The sequence below is a fragment of the Kitasatospora sp. NPDC092039 genome (assembly GCF_044756065.1).
Taxonomy (GTDB): domain Bacteria; phylum Actinomycetota; class Actinomycetes; order Streptomycetales; family Streptomycetaceae; genus Kitasatospora.
Genome location: NZ_JBIVSD010000025.1, coordinates 63,632 through 76,891, shown reverse-complemented (window position 1 = coordinate 76,891; position 13,260 = coordinate 63,632). Strand labels below are relative to the sequence as shown.

The 13,260-nt window shown below is 76.8% G+C and carries 12 protein-coding genes; 3 read left to right on the top strand and 9 right to left on the bottom strand.

What is annotated here, in order from left to right:
- The first annotated feature begins 190 nt into the window (after nucleotides 1-190).
- Together ACIQI7_RS34535 and ACIQI7_RS34530 are read left to right on the top strand one after the other, a co-directional pair.
- Entirely contained in the window at nucleotides 191-1,267 is a 1,077-nt protein-coding gene (locus ACIQI7_RS34535; RefSeq protein ID WP_401117750.1) for a response regulator transcription factor, read from the top strand.
- A gap of 209 nt (nucleotides 1,268-1,476) precedes the next feature.
- Nucleotides 1,477-3,267: a beta-galactosidase family protein gene (locus ACIQI7_RS34530; protein ID WP_401117821.1), complete on the top strand. Its 1,791-nt coding sequence runs from the start codon at nucleotides 1,477-1,479 to the stop codon at nucleotides 3,265-3,267.
- A 45-nt stretch (nucleotides 3,268-3,312) separates the two neighbouring features.
- Here ACIQI7_RS34530 and ACIQI7_RS34525 read toward each other — a convergent pair whose 3' ends face one another.
- From ACIQI7_RS34525 to ACIQI7_RS34495, 7 genes are all read right to left on the bottom strand, one after another.
- Complete coding sequence (locus ACIQI7_RS34525) at nucleotides 3,313-4,122, bottom strand: DUF4253 domain-containing protein (RefSeq protein ID WP_401117748.1); 810 nt, start codon at nucleotides 4,120-4,122, stop codon at nucleotides 3,313-3,315.
- Nucleotides 4,123-5,849: 1,727 nt separating this feature from the next.
- Complete coding sequence (locus ACIQI7_RS34520) at nucleotides 5,850-6,851, bottom strand: aldo/keto reductase (protein ID WP_401117746.1); 1,002 nt, start codon at nucleotides 6,849-6,851, stop codon at nucleotides 5,850-5,852.
- Between the two features lie 53 nt (nucleotides 6,852-6,904).
- Nucleotides 6,905-7,798, bottom strand: a complete 894-nt coding sequence (locus ACIQI7_RS34515; protein ID WP_401117744.1) for a S1 family peptidase — start codon at nucleotides 7,796-7,798, stop codon at nucleotides 6,905-6,907.
- 121 nt (nucleotides 7,799-7,919) lie between these two features.
- Nucleotides 7,920-8,513 (bottom strand): hypothetical protein, encoded by a 594-nt coding sequence (locus ACIQI7_RS34510; RefSeq protein WP_401117742.1) that lies wholly within the window; start codon nucleotides 8,511-8,513, stop codon nucleotides 7,920-7,922.
- A gap of 139 nt (nucleotides 8,514-8,652) precedes the next feature.
- Entirely contained in the window at nucleotides 8,653-9,063 is a 411-nt protein-coding gene (locus ACIQI7_RS34505; RefSeq protein ID WP_401117740.1) for a sigma factor-like helix-turn-helix DNA-binding protein, read from the bottom strand.
- 218 nt (nucleotides 9,064-9,281) lie between these two features.
- A complete protein-coding gene (locus tag ACIQI7_RS34500) occupies nucleotides 9,282-10,067 on the bottom strand; it encodes a helix-turn-helix domain-containing protein (RefSeq protein ID WP_401117738.1) in 786 nt (261 codons plus the stop codon).
- 18 nt (nucleotides 10,068-10,085) lie between these two features.
- Nucleotides 10,086-10,376, bottom strand: coding sequence for a hypothetical protein (locus ACIQI7_RS34495; protein ID WP_401117736.1), 291 nt, complete (start codon nucleotides 10,374-10,376; stop codon nucleotides 10,086-10,088).
- 920 nt (nucleotides 10,377-11,296) lie between these two features.
- On the opposite strand from ACIQI7_RS34495, the gene ACIQI7_RS34490 reads away from it, so the two are divergent.
- Nucleotides 11,297-11,599: a GNAT family N-acetyltransferase gene (locus ACIQI7_RS34490; protein WP_401117734.1), complete on the top strand. Its 303-nt coding sequence runs from the start codon at nucleotides 11,297-11,299 to the stop codon at nucleotides 11,597-11,599.
- 82 nt (nucleotides 11,600-11,681) lie between these two features.
- Here ACIQI7_RS34490 and ACIQI7_RS34485 read toward each other — a convergent pair whose 3' ends face one another.
- Both ACIQI7_RS34485 and ACIQI7_RS34480 read right to left on the bottom strand, forming a co-directional pair.
- Entirely contained in the window at nucleotides 11,682-12,641 is a 960-nt protein-coding gene (locus ACIQI7_RS34485) for an SDR family NAD(P)-dependent oxidoreductase (protein ID WP_401117732.1), read from the bottom strand.
- 353 nt (nucleotides 12,642-12,994) lie between these two features.
- Nucleotides 12,995-13,219, bottom strand: a complete 225-nt coding sequence (locus tag ACIQI7_RS34480; RefSeq protein WP_387754158.1) for a holin — start codon at nucleotides 13,217-13,219, stop codon at nucleotides 12,995-12,997.
- Nucleotides 13,220-13,260: the final 41 nt, after the last annotated feature.

The following is a 13,260-nucleotide window of genomic DNA, read 5'->3' as shown; positions in this document are numbered from 1 at the left end:
CCGCCCGCGTGTCTCCGCCCGGGGGGGGGGGGGGGGGGGGGGGGGGGGGGGGGGGTGGGGGGGGCCGGGGGGGGGGGGGGGGGGGGGGGCCCGGGGGGGGGGGGGGGGGGGGGGCCCCGCGCGGGGGCCCCCCCGCCCCCGCTTCGCCGTTCACCGGACGGCTGGCCCCGGCTTCCGTAGTATTCCGTCCGTGGCCAAACGACGTGACATCGAGCGCGAAGTCCTGGGATCCATCCGCGAGTTGTCGGCCTCCCGGTTACCCGCGGCCGAGCTGTTCCGCCAGCTGCACGCCCTGCTGGCGAAGCCGCTCGGCTTCGACGGCGGCTGCTGGCACGGCAACGACCCGGTCACCGGGTTCCCCACCTCCACCGTCGCCGACAACCTCGACTTCTCGCAGTTCGAGCAGGCCGTGCAACTGGAGCTCCAGGGCGAGGACACCACCACCTTCGCCGCGATCCGCACCGCCGGCCACCGGGTGCAGACCGTGGACCGGGCCACCGAGGGACGCCCCGAACGCAGCCTGCGCTACCGGGAGTTGCTCCACCCCTGCGGCTACGGCGACGAACTGCGGATCAACTTCGACCTCGGCGGCGGCCGCTGGGGCTGCGCGGCGTTCATGCGCGAACGCGCCCGCGGCCGCTACGACCTGCCCGACCTGCGCCTGGCCGAACGCGTCGCCGCCCCCATCGGCGCCGCCCTGCGCGACACCCACCTGGCCGCCCTGCGCGGCCCCCGCCCCCGGCCGCCGGTGCCCGCCCCGGCCGTGGCGGTCCTGGACGGCTACGGGCGGCTGCGCTCGGCGGACGCGGCGGCCCGCGAACTGATCGGGCGGATGGCCGAACCCACCGCCCACACCGGCGGGGTGCCCACCGCCTTCCTCACCCCCGCCCGCCAGGCCGCCCGCCGCGGCGCCCCCGTCGAGACGCGGGTGTGCACCCCCGACGGCCAGTGGCTGACCCTGCACGCCTCCCCGCTGGACGGCCGCCGCGGCGGCGTCGCCGTCGTCGCCTCCCCGGTCTCCCCCGTCCAGCGCCTGCCGCTGGCCCTGCTCGCCCACGGCCTGTCCCCGCGCGAACAGCAGGTCGCCCTGCACGCGGTGCGCGGCGCCAGCACCAAGGACATCGCCGCCCGCCTCCACCTGACCGTGCCCACCGTCCAGCAGCACGTCACCGCGATCCTCCACAAGACCGGCACGGGCAGCCGCCGCGAACTCGTCGCCCTCCTGATGGCCGACCACCTCCCCACCCTCGCCCTGCCCCCGCAGTGACCGCGGGGCCCGCCACCCGGCCCCTTCCTCGCACCCGCGTACGACACCCGCGCCCTCGGGCGGTGCGGGGGCGGCCGGTCCTTCGCGCGGGCCGTGGCGGCCCTTCCGGAACGGCCGGTGCGACACCCGGGCACGGGCCGCCCGCGCGGCCCGTTCCTCGCTAGGCTCGGCGGGGCCAGGGTCTGCGGTGGGAAGGCGGGGTGCGCGCGATGCTCGGGTACGACGCGGACGGGTTCGTCCGGGACGGGGCACCGCACCGGGTGGTGGCCGGGGCGATGCACTACTTCCGGGTGCACCCGCGGCTGTGGGAGGACCGGCTGCGGCGGGTGCGGGCGCTGGGGGTGAACACCGTGGACACCTACGTCCCCTGGAACTTCCACGAACTGCCCGACCGCACCGTGGACTTCACCGGCTGGCGGGACGTGGGCCGCTTCGTGCGGCTGGCCGGCGCCCTGGGGCTGGACGTGATCCTGCGCCCGGGGCCGTACATCTGCGCGGAGTGGGAGTTCGGCGGGCTGCCCGCCCGGCTGCTCGCGGTGGACGGGCTGCGGCTGCGCTGCGCCGACCCCGCCTACCTGGCGGAGGTGGACGGCTGGTTCGACGCGCTGGCACCCGAACTGCTGCCGCTGCTGGCGAGCCGGGGCGGGCCGGTGGTGGCGGTGCAGGTGGAGAACGAGTACGGCAGCTACGGCGACGACGCCGCCTACCTCGCCCACCTGCGCGACGGCCTGGTGCGCCGCGGCGTGGACTGCCTGCTGTTCACCACCGACGGCGCCCACGACACCATGCAGCAGGGCGGCGCCATCCCCGGCCACCTCGCCACCGCCACCTTCGGCTCACGCGCCCCCGAGCGCCTCGCGGTGCTCCGCCGCCACCAGGGCGAAGGCCCGCTGACCGCCATGGAGTTCTGGATCGGCTGGTTCGACCAGTGGGGCCTTCCCCACCACGTCCGCGACCCGAAGGAGACCGCCGCCTGCCTCGACGAGCTGCTCGCCACCGGCGCCTCCGTCAGCCTCTACATGGCGCACGGCGGCACCAGCTTCGGCCTGTGGTCCGGCGCCAACCACTCCGGCGCCCACCCGCTGGACGCCGGCTACGAGCCGACCGTCACCAGCTACGACTACGACGCGCCGATCGGCGAGGCCGGCGAACTGACCGACAAGTTCCACGCCCTGCGCGAGGTCATCGGCCGCTACCTGCCGCTGCCGGACGGCGACCTGCCCGACCCGCCGCCCCGCATCGCCCCGCAGCGGCTGGAGCGGGCCGACGGGCGGGCGCCGCTGGCACCGGCCCTGGACGCGCTGTCGCAGCCGCGGCGGCACGCCGCGCCGCTGCCGATGGAGCAGGTCGGACAGGACCGCGGCCTGATCCACTACCGCACCCGCGTGCCCGGCCCGCGCCCCGAACTACCGCTGCGCATCGACGGGTTGGCCGACCGGGCGCAGGTGTTCGCGGACGGCCGCCCGATCGGCACGCTGGAGCGCAACTCCCCCGGCGCGACGCTGCCGCTGGCCACCGGGCCCGACGGCGTCGTGCTGGACATCCTCGTGGAGGCGCTGGGCCGGGTGAACTACGGCCCGCAGATGGACGACCGCAAGGGCATCACCCGCGGCGTCTCGCACGGCCACCAGCGGCTCTTCGACTGGCAGATCCGGCCGCTGCCGCTGACCGACCTGTCCGCACTGCGCTTCACGGACGACGCCCACACCCCCGACGGGGAGCCGGCCTTCCACCGCTTCACCGCCGAACTGCCCTCCCCCGCCGACGCGTTCGTCGCCCTGCCCGGCTGGGGCCGCGGCCTGCTGTGGCTCAACGGCTTCCTCCTCGGCCGCCACTGCGCCGCCGGCCCCCAGCGCACCCTCTACGCCCCCGCCCCGCTGTGGCACGCCGGCGCCAACGAACTCGTCGTGCTGGAGCTCGAACACCACGGCACGGCGGTGGAGTTGCGCGACGAACCGGACCTCGGGCCGGTCACGGCGGCGCCCAGCTCCGAGTACTGAGCCCCAAGCCCGGGGCCCGGCCGTTCAGGGCCGTTCAGGGCCGGGTCAGTCCCACCAGAAGGACCACTGGTGGGCGCCCACCAGCCCCTCGGCGTACTCGGTGAGGGAGCCGGTGCCCTGGAACACCAGGTCGGGGCAGAAGGCGGTGTGCTCGGCGGCCAGCGGGAGCGCCTCGGCGAGCGTGGCGGGCGGCACGGGGACGCTCAACTCCAGGGTGTCGAAGCCGACTTCGACGACCTGGACGCCGAAGCGGCGCTCCCAGTCGGCGAGCACGGCGGCGATCTTGCCAGTGCCGGCGTGGTTCGCCGGGCCGCCCCAGCCGCAGACCGTCAGCGCCTCGGCGCCGCTACCGGCCCGCACCAGGCCGAGGCGGGCGCCCCTGAGCCGCAGCACCTCGGCCAGCTCCCGGGCCTCGGTGCCGGCGGCGCCGTCGGGGACGGTGGCGGCGGGGGCGAGGCCGGGCCAGGTGCGGCCGTAGGGGGCGAGCGCCTCGTCCAGGATCTCGGCGTCCTCGCCCTCCTCGCCGTCCTCGTCCCCGTCGACCTGCTTCCACCAGGTGCGCAGCAGGGCGGCCGGGTCGTAGAGGGAGGGCTCGGCGGCGTCGGTCGGGTACAACTCGCCCGACAGCCAGGGTCGGTAGTCGGGGCCGGTGCGGTCCAGCGGGGTGAGCAGCAGCGGCCACAGCCCGCTCTGCGGGTGGGCGCGGTGCAGCTGCCGCCACAGCCCGCCGGGGGCGGGGTCGTCGCTGATCCACAGCAGCGGCTGCCGCCCGTCCTCCTCGGTGGCCAGCCGCCCGGCCGGCAGCTCGACGGGCAGGGCGGCCAGGGCGGCCGCGAGGTCCAGATACTCGGTCATGCGGCCCACCGTAGGGGCGGCCACCGACAACGAGCCGCGCCCGCCGCGGGGACCCGGCGGGTCCCGAGCACGAAAAGTCGGCCCCGCCGACTTCCCACGCGACAGCGCGAGCGGCAGCAAGGAAGCAACGAGCCCACCAACACCCGCCCCCCAGGCACCGGCCCCGCCACCCGCAAGCACACCAACCCAACCCCGACGCACGAAAAGTCGACCCCACCGACTTCCCACGCAACAACACGAACAGCAGCAAGGAAGCAGCGACAACCCCACCTCGTACGCCGCCCGCCCCCACGCGGCGGTATTCCTCGCCGTCCCGTGAGAACCATGGCAGTGCAGCCCGTCTCAGCCGGTGAAATCCTCGGGGGCCGGGGAGGAGGTCGGCGGCGGCGAGGTCGCGAGCCGGCCGGGAGTGGCGGCGTCCCGAGAGCCGACGCCATCAGGACCAGAGCAGGCCCGCCGACCCGCGCCAGTACGCCTCGGAGAACTCCGCCCTGGTGGAAAGGACCACGAGGGCAGCCTTGGGGGCGCGGCCGAGGTTGGAGGGGCAAGCTGGCCGACGGCGGCAGGCGTCGGCGGGAGCAGCGCCGTCAGGAACAGGGCAGGGCCGCCCGCGTGCGCCAGTACGCGGGCGGCCGGCTCCGCCATGGTCGCGAGGGCGGCGAGGTCTTCGGGGATGGGGCGGAGGTGTCGGCGGCGGCGAGGTCGCGAGCCGGCCGGGAGTGGCGGCGTCCCGAGAGCCGACGCCATCAGGACCAGAGCAGGGCCGCCCACCCGCGCCAGTACGCCTCGGAGAACTCCGCCCTGGCGGATAGGTCCACTAGACAGCCTCGCGGCCGCGAGGGTTGGAGGGCGATCCGGCCGAGGGCGCCAACCCCCGGAGAGGACGACGCCGGACGCCTCGGCCGGCTCCGCCATCGCGGGCGAAGTCGGAAGGCGAGCCGACTGAGGGCGGCAGGCGCCGGAGGGGCGGCGCCGTCAGGGCCAGGCAGCGCCGCCCGCCTCAGCCGACGAATCGTCGGGGGCGGCGGAGGTGGGCGGCGGCGAGGGTAGGAGGGCGACCTGGCCAAGGACGGCAGGCGCCGGAGGGGGCGGCGTCGTCAGGACCAGGACCCAGGGCAGGCCCGCCCTCCCGCACCAATGCGCGTCGGCCCGCTCCACCTTGGTGGGGAGGACCGCGCGGGCAGCCTCGCGGATAGGGCGGAGTGGGCGGCCGCGAGGGTTGGAGGGCGAGCTTGGCCGAGGCCCGCCGCGTGCGCCAGTACACGGGCGGCCGGCTGCGCCATGGCGGTGAGGGCGGCGAGGTCTTCCGGGATGGGGCGGAGGTCGGCAGGCGTCGGCGGGGCGGCGCCGTCAGGGCCAGGACCCAGGACAGGCCCTCCCACCCACACCAATACGCCTCGGCTGGCTCCACCTTGGCAGAGAGGAGCACGAGGGGCAGCCTCGCGGCCGCGAGGGTTCGAGGGCGAGCCGGCCGAGGGCGCCAAGCCCCGGAGAGGACGACGCCGTACGCCTCGGCCGGCTCCGCCGGCGCAGGCGAAGCCGGAAGGCGAGCCGGCCGAGGGCGGCCCGTCGGCCGTCAGGACCAGGACCCGGGGCAGGGCCGCCCGCGCACGCCAGTACACGGGCGGCCGGCTGCGCCATGGCGGTGAGGGCGGCGAGGTCTTCCGGGATGGGGCGGAGGACCGTGAGCCGGCCGGGAGCGGCGGTGTCCCGAGAGGACGACGCCGTCAGGACCAGGGCAGGGCCGCCCGCGCACGCCAGTACGCGTCGGCCGGCTCGGCCATGGTGGTGAGGGCGGCGAGGTCTTCCGGGGTGGGGCGGAGGTCGGCGGCGGCGAGGTTGGAGGTGAGCTGGTCGAGGGTGGCGGCGCCGGAGAGGACGACGTCGGCCCAGGGCTGGGCGGCGGCCGCGGCGAGGGCGAGGGCGTCGGGGGTGGTGCCGGTGCGGTCGGCGAGGGTGCGCAGCGGGGCGGTGTCGGGGCCGGTGGCGTTGCGGCCGGCGAGGCGGCCGTTGGCCATGGCCTCCTTGACGACGACCAGCCAGCCGGCCGCGTGGGCTTCGGCGAGGGCGGGGGCGGCGGAGGTCTCCAGCGGGTTCCAGGTGGACTGGACGGCGGTGAACAGCGGGCGTCCGGCGGTGGTGACGGTGAGGGCCCGGCGGATGGTGTCGGCCTGGGCGGGGCCGCTGGTGGACAGGCCGACGCGTACGCCGTCGGCGGCGAGGGCGGCGAGGCGGTGGTGGAGGGCGGGGTCGGTGAGGGCGGGGCTGTCGGGGGTGACGGAGTGGACCAGGTAGACGTCCAGGTGGTCGCCGAGCAGGGTGCGGGTCTCGTGGATCTGGCGGTCGTAGACGGCGGTGGAGTGTTCCTTGACCTCGTGGGCGGTGACGGCGCTGGTGCGCCAGTCGGCGGTGTAGGTGTAGCCCCACTTGCTGGCGACCGTCACCTCGGCCGCGGCGCCGGGGTGTTGGGCGAGCCACTGGCCGAGGAACTCCTCGGCGCGGCCGTAGGAGCGGGCGGTGTCGAGGTAGCGCACGCCGGCGGCGTACGCGGCGTCGAGCAGGGTGTGGGTGCGCTCGCGCAGGGCGTCGACGGTGCGGTCGGCGGGCAGGTCCGCGTCGCGCCCGAGGTTGATGTAGCCGGGCCGGCCGACGGCCGCGGTGCCCAGGCCGAGGCGCGCGGGGTGCGGGTGCGCGGCGGGGGCGGGGGTTGCGGTGGGGTCGGTCGGCATGGCGTGGTCTCCTCGGGCGCGATGTTCTCACCTGGGACTTTAGCCTCGCCGGGTCAGCCGGTGGCGAGGGTGGCGCGGATCCAGGGGGCGTAGGCGGGCACGTCGGTGTACAGGCCGGGGCCGCCCGCGCAGGGCACGCCGGGGGCGCCGGGGCCGGAGGTGGTGCCGACCAGTTCCCAGCGGCCGCCGCGGCCGCGCTGGATCTGGGGGCCGCCGGAGTCGCCCATGCAGGCCATGGCCTCGGGGATCTGGCTGAGGGTGCACAGGCGGGTGGGGTCGGCCCAGCCGGGGGCGCAGTCGGTCGTGGCGCCGATGCGGGAGGGCAGTTCCTGGAGGCGGTCGGGGAAGACCATGTCCGGGAAGTTGGGGGTGTCGACGATGGTGCCGAAGCCCAGCAGCCTGGTGGGGGTGCCCGGGGTGGCGCGGTGTTCGGCGATGCGCACGGGCTTCTGGGGGGCGGGGCGGTCGAGGCGGACCAGGGCGAGGTCGTTCTGGTTGGGGCGGGTGGCGCCGTCGCCGAACTCGAAGCCGGGGTGGACGACGACGCGGTCGACCTTGCGTACGGTGCCGCCGCTGTCGCGGTGGGCGCTGCCGATGCGCACGGTGCCCTTGAGGGTCAGCTTGGTGTCCTCGTCGCCGACGACGCAGTGGGCGGCGGTGAGCACCCACTGGCGGTCGATCAGGGTGGCGCCGCAGGCGCCGTCGGCGAGTTGCGCGGCGCTGAGCGGGAGGGTGGCCATGAAGGGGTAGCGCTCGGTGGAGTCGCGGCCGTTGATGATCGCCGAGGCGCTTCCGGCCATGACGGTGGCGCCGAGCGCGGCGGCCAGGGCGGTGACGGCGACGACCTTGGCGGCGCGGCGGCCGGTGGTGCGGGTGGTGCCGGCGGTGCGGGTGGCCCGGGTGGTGCGGGGGGTCCGGGTGGTGCGGGCGGTCTTACGGAGGTGCACGGGTGACGGCCTCTCGGTTCGGCTGGTGCTGATGCGACCAGCCAACCCGGTGCCGGCCCGCCGCGACACCCGGCCAGCTGGCCGCTGCGACCTGGGGTTGTCCCCCGGCCCCGCCGACCGGCTACCGGCTGGCCCGCCCGGTCTGCCCCGGCGACGACGACGGCAGCGGCGACGACACCGGCGACGACACCGGTGACGACAGCGGCCGCGCCGCGGGGGCGGTGCCGCGCCCGGGCGCGCGCCCCGGTTCACGCCCGGGTTCGCGCCCGGGTGTGGGCGTGGGTGCGGGCTCGGGCCAGCCCGAGGAGGAGGTGCGGACGGCCTGGACGGGCGCGCCGACCGGCTCCTCGGTCAGCCGTACGGCGCGCACCGGCGCCGCGGCCGGGGTGACGGCCTGGTCCAGGCGCAGCACGAAGTTGACGTAGTCGAGCGGTTTGCCCGGCCAGTGGCAGTCGTTGCTGGTGAGCAACTGGCTTCGCAGGCCGTCGTGTTCGGTGACCGGTCCGGGGGTGGTGCGCAGGTTGGGCTGCCAGCTGCGGCCCCACAGGAGGTGTTCCAGGGACAGTGTCCAGCTCTCCTCGTCCACCTCGATCGTGGCGCCGACCCGTCCGGGCAGCACCCGCAGCCCGTACGCGCCGCGCACGACCGCCCGCTGGTCGAAGTCGGCGCTCTTGCCGACGACGGTGATCCGCCATGCCCCGTGGAACCTGAGCACGTCTGCCTCCTGACGCCGCGGCGCCCGCTCCGGCAGGGGCGCCCCGTCCACGTCTACGGCCCCGACCGGTCCGCCGGCTCACCCGCGCTCGGCCGGGCTCGACCCGGCTCACCCCGCGTGCGGCGGCGGCCGGTCCGGTTCAGCGGTGGGCGGCGGCCAGGGAGCGGAGCTGGACGTGGACGGCGGCGGGTTCGGTGCCGGTGAGGGCGGCGACCTCGGTGGCGGACAGGTCGAGGACCAGGTGCAGCAGCAGGACGTCCTGCTGGGTGGCGGTGAGGTGGGCGACCGGGTCGAGCGGCCCGGGGCCGGCCAGGGTGCAGACGCGGCGGCGCACCGCCTGCCAGGCGCAGGCGGCCGGGCTGGCGGTGGACAGGGCGTCGAGCCAGTGGCCGCCGAGTTCCTCGAAGGCGGCGCGCACGGCCAGCGGCGCGTCGGCGGGCGGTAGGAGCAGGGCGGCGTAGTCCAGGTAGTGGCGCAGGTGGAGGTCGTGCAGCGCCCACAGGCCCAGGGCGGGTGCGGGGGCGGCCGAACGGCGTGGTGGTGTCGGCATGGTGGTGTCCCGTGGTGTCCCGAGGTGGCGCGGGTGGGTGCCGGTCCGGGGGCCGGGGGGGGGGGGGGGGCCCCCCCCCCCGGCCCGGGGCCCCCCCCCCCCGCGGGGGGGGGGGGGGGGGGTGGCGGGCCCCCCGGGGGGGGGGGGGCGGGGCGGGGGGGGGGGGGGGGGGGGCCCGGGGGGGGGGGGGGGGGGGCCCCCCCCGCCCCCGGACCGGGTCACACGAGCACCGGCGGGTTGTCGTCGGTGCCTTCGCGGCCCGCCGTGGCGGGGTGGCCGGGGCCCTCGTCCCGTTCGGCGGCCAGGCTGCTGCGCAGGGTCATCCAGAGCCGGAACAGGATGTCCGTCGAGGTGCCGGCGCTGGAGGACTGCATGGCCCGGGCGAACTCGCTCTGGTAGGTGCGCGAGTTGACCGGGGGCGGGGTGCGGGCGTTGTGCGTCCGGTCCCAGGCCGCCGCCCACAGGGCGCGGCGGGCCTCCCTGACCCCGCAGACCTCCATGTAGGCGAGGAAGACGGGTTTGCGCAGCGGGGCCTCGCCCTTGAAGACCAGGGCCAGCGTGCTGGAGGGCAGGCGTCCGCCCCGGTCGCGGGCGCGGCGGTCCAGTTCCCGCAGGGAGGGCCAGTCGGCCTTGCGGCGCATCTCGTGCATCGCCCGGCGCAGGTCGGCGAAGGAGTCGACCTGTTGGGGGTCGACCCGCCGGGGTGGGCGCAGCCGCCGGCTGCCCGAGGGGCGGGGCACGTGGGCCCAGTAGTTGGCCTGGGCCCACTTGCGCCGGGCGGCCTTGAGGTCGCCGCCGCATTCGCGGGTGACGGCCTCGACGACCTTCCAGCTCGGTACGGACCGTCCGCCGGCGGCCCGTTGCAGGGTGGTGGGGTGGTAGTTGGTCCGAGCGGCGAGCTGACGGTACGTCAGTCCGGCCTGCTCGCGCTGCTCGCGCAGCCAGGCGGCCAGCCGGCCCAGCGCCGGCTCGGTCGCCTCGATCGGGTTCTCGCGGCGTCCCATCGCAGGCAGGCGTTCTTCCTAGGCCCGCTCCCGTCGCAGCCTTACGGCCAACAGGCAGGCGCCGGTGGCCAGTTCGAGCGCGGCTCCGGCCGACATGCCCGCCGTCACCAGGGCGGCGGCCAGCGTGGCGGTCAGGACGACCACGACGACGACCACGGCCGTCCCACCGGCCGCGAGCGGCCGGGACGGGCTCGGGCCCAGGCCCGGGTACGGGCGCGCGTGGGGGTGGCGCAGCGGTACCGGGTCCGCTGTCGCGCGGTGGGCGGTGCGGGTTCGGGTGCGGATGCGCTTGTTCCGGTTCCTCGCCATCGAGGAGGCCTCCATATCACTGTCCACTCCAACTGGCGGGCACTTGCGCGGTTGGCGTCGCACGGGGTGCCCGGTGGCCTCACACTCTGTCAGGCGTACGGGTGAATCCCAATCGGTTCGGTGAACATCGCGCGGATTGATGCGCCAGCGTCCCGGTCCCTGGCCGCAATCTCGTGAACGCCCTATCAGAAAGGCGCAGTTCAACGAAGTGAAACCGGATTTTGGTGCGCCTTTGCGCAGCATGCCCTTGTCCGCCGTCCTGGCCTGGTGTGACGATTTGCAACGGCGTCACCCGGACCCGCGGGTCCGGAACCCGGGGGCGCTGTTCACTCCAACAACTCGGGAACATCGGCAGCGGGCCGTGTTGGCGCATGGGCCCGTCCGAACAGCAGAGACCGCCCGGCCCTGGTGGCCCGAGCGGTCTCTCTGCGTTCCCGCGCCGCGCGAGAGGTCGGTGAGGCGCCGCTCTCTTGCGCCCCGCCGTCGGGTCCGGGCTCGACGCTCTCCTGCCCCTGTTCGTCGCCGACGGGGCCTGCGGGCTCACGGCCGCCGCTCACGGCCGCGCACGCGGCGTTCGCCGAGGCCGGCGCGGGCGCCGCGCCCGAGGACCACCTCTTCCTCCCGGGCGACTGGCACGAGCGGCCCGAGGTCGTCGCGGGCGTGGCCTGGCGCCGGGAGGCGGCCCGGCGCGCCGGCCTGCCGGTGGGCGTGGAGCGGCTGCGCTACGGGTGGACGCCGCGCACCGGCCTGCCGGAGCCGTCGGGGCGCCTGCTGTTGCGCGCCGAGCCCGGCGGCGAGGTCTTCGTCGAGCTGTTCCGCCGGGTGCCGGAGGGCACCCTGGACGCCGCCGGCCGCCGGGGGCCGCGCGGATCGGCGCCCCGGCGCAGGCGCGCGCCGACGTCGCGTTCTACCGCGCCACCATGTCCGGGGACCGGTCCTGGTGGCGCACCGCCCGCGCGCCCGGCGGCGGGACGCTCGGCTTCGGCATCCCCTCGCGCAACCACGCCTCCCCCGTGGTCGGCTACCCCGGGGTGCTGCCCGAGTACCGGGGCCGCGGGTGCGCGCGGGAGATCCTCGCCGGGACCGCCCGCATCCTGGCCGCCGAGAGCGGCCCGACGCCGGTGCGCGCCGACACCGGCCCGACGAACGTCCCGATGGCCGCGGCCTTCGAGCGCCTCGGCTACCGCTGCACCGCCCGCCGCCCGGTGCCGTCCGCGCACTGACGGCGCGGCGGGGCCCCGGGCGGGCGGCGGGCCCGGCGCATCGGCGGGCTCGGCGGCTCGACAGGCTCCGCGGATCGTCGGTTCAGCGGGTGAACGCCGGTTCGTGGCCGGTCAGTTCGCAGCCGGCCGTCCACAGCCGTGCCGCCGTCGCGGTGTCGGTCAGGTGGGGCCAGAGGGGTTCGAGCCGGGGCGTGCCGCGCAGCCCGAACACCCGGGGGCTCCACATCTGGCCGCCGCGCACGTGCGGGTCGAGCACGGCCCGGACGGCGGGCCAGGCGGCGGCGTCCTTGCCCTGGACGACGAGTCCCAGCGGCAGGTTGCGCAGCCGCTCGCCGGTGGTGCGGACGTGGACGGGCGGGCGCGACGGGGTGAGGGGGTCGAGCGCGCCGCCGGGGTGGACGAGGACGCTCAGGGTCGTGCTGGCGGCGGCGCGCAGGCGCCGGTCGAGTTCGACGGCGAAGAGCATCTGGGCGAGCTTGGAGCGCGCGTAGGTGCGCTTGGGCCGGTAGTCGCGCGTGCTCTGGAGGTCGTCTAGGTCCAGGCGTTCGGACTTGGCGGCGAAGCTGCCCGTGGTGACGATCCGGCTGCCCGGGGTCGCCTGGAGCAGCGGCGCGAGGAGGTGGGTGAGCGTGAAGTGGCCCAGGTGGTTGGTGGCGAACATCAGCTCGTGGCCGTCGCGGGTCTCGCGGCGCGGCGGGTGGTCGAGCGCCACGCCGGCGTTGTGGACGACCGCGTCGAGGCGCTCCAGGGCGAGGGCGTCCACGCCGGCCCGGAGCGAGGCGGGGTCGGCCAGGTCCAGGGGCAGGTGCCGGACCCTGGCGCCGGGGACGCGCGAGGCGATGGAGGCGATCGCGGCTTCGGCCTTCGCCCGGTCGCGGCTGCCGAGGACGACCGTGGCGCCGGTGCCGGCGAGCTGCTCGGCGACGAAGTACCCGATGCCCGCGTTGCCGCCGGTGACCAGGAAGTTCCTCCCCTCGGCGCGGGGCGGCCGGTGGACGTCCCACCGCGCGGCGGCCTGGGGTGCGGGGGGTGTGGAGGGCATGGCGGTTCCCGGAGTTCGGAGCGGTCTGGTGGGGGGCGCGACCGCGCGGCACGGCCGGTTGCGCCCGGTCCCCACCCTCCCGGGGGCCGCTCACACCTCACCGTCATCCCGCCGTCCCCGCTGACAGCCGGCCGACACCGCGTCCCCGCGTCCCGGCCGCCCGGCCCGGCCGCCGGGAGGCGCGCGGGAAGTCGGCCGGACCGACTTCCCGCGCACGGCGGCCGGACCTCGGCGGCGAACGCCCGGCGTCCGCGCGGTCCGCACACGCGTCCCGTGGCCGTGGCCCGGGCCCGTGCCGCGGTGAGGTGGGCACGGGCCGCGCCGTCACGGCTCCCGGCGGCGGGCCGGGCCGGTCACTCGCGGCCGCGGGACAGCAGGGCGGCCGAGTGCGGGTCGCCGACGCGGGTGGCCACCGCGCCCTTGACCACGGTCAGCGCGGCGGGCAGTGCCGCCAGCGCCGCCGCCTTGAGCGCGCTGATCGACGTCAGGTCGAAGCCGTCGGCCAGCAGGAGGCCGAGGAACGCCGTGGCGTACGTGGCGACGGTGCGCTCGACCAAGTCGATGATGAGCTTGCGCATGATCAGGACTCCTTCGTGGTGGAGGCGGTGAGGGGCACGGT

Bases quoted from the DNA above. Each gene is read 5' to 3' on its own strand.
- ACIQI7_RS34530 (WP_401117821.1), top strand. From the start codon at position 1,477: ATGCTCGGGTACGACGCGGACGGGTTCGTCCGGGACGGGGCACCGCAC.
- ACIQI7_RS34525 (WP_401117748.1), bottom strand. From the start codon at position 4,122: ATGACCGAGTATCTGGACCTCGCGGCCGCCCTGGCCGCCCTGCCCGTC.
- ACIQI7_RS34520 (WP_401117746.1), bottom strand. From the start codon at position 6,851: ATGCCGACCGACCCCACCGCAACCCCCGCCCCCGCCGCGCACCCGCAC.
- ACIQI7_RS34505 (WP_401117740.1), bottom strand. From the start codon at position 9,063: ATGCCGACACCACCACGCCGTTCGGCCGCCCCCGCACCCGCCCTGGGC.
- ACIQI7_RS34500 (WP_401117738.1), bottom strand. From the start codon at position 10,067: ATGGGACGCCGCGAGAACCCGATCGAGGCGACCGAGCCGGCGCTGGGC.
- ACIQI7_RS34495 (WP_401117736.1), bottom strand. From the start codon at position 10,376: ATGGCGAGGAACCGGAACAAGCGCATCCGCACCCGAACCCGCACCGCC.
- ACIQI7_RS34490 (WP_401117734.1), top strand. From the start codon at position 11,297: ATGTCCGGGGACCGGTCCTGGTGGCGCACCGCCCGCGCGCCCGGCGGC.
- ACIQI7_RS34485 (WP_401117732.1), bottom strand. From the start codon at position 12,641: ATGCCCTCCACACCCCCCGCACCCCAGGCCGCCGCGCGGTGGGACGTC.
- ACIQI7_RS34480 (WP_387754158.1), bottom strand. From the start codon at position 13,219: ATGCGCAAGCTCATCATCGACTTGGTCGAGCGCACCGTCGCCACGTAC.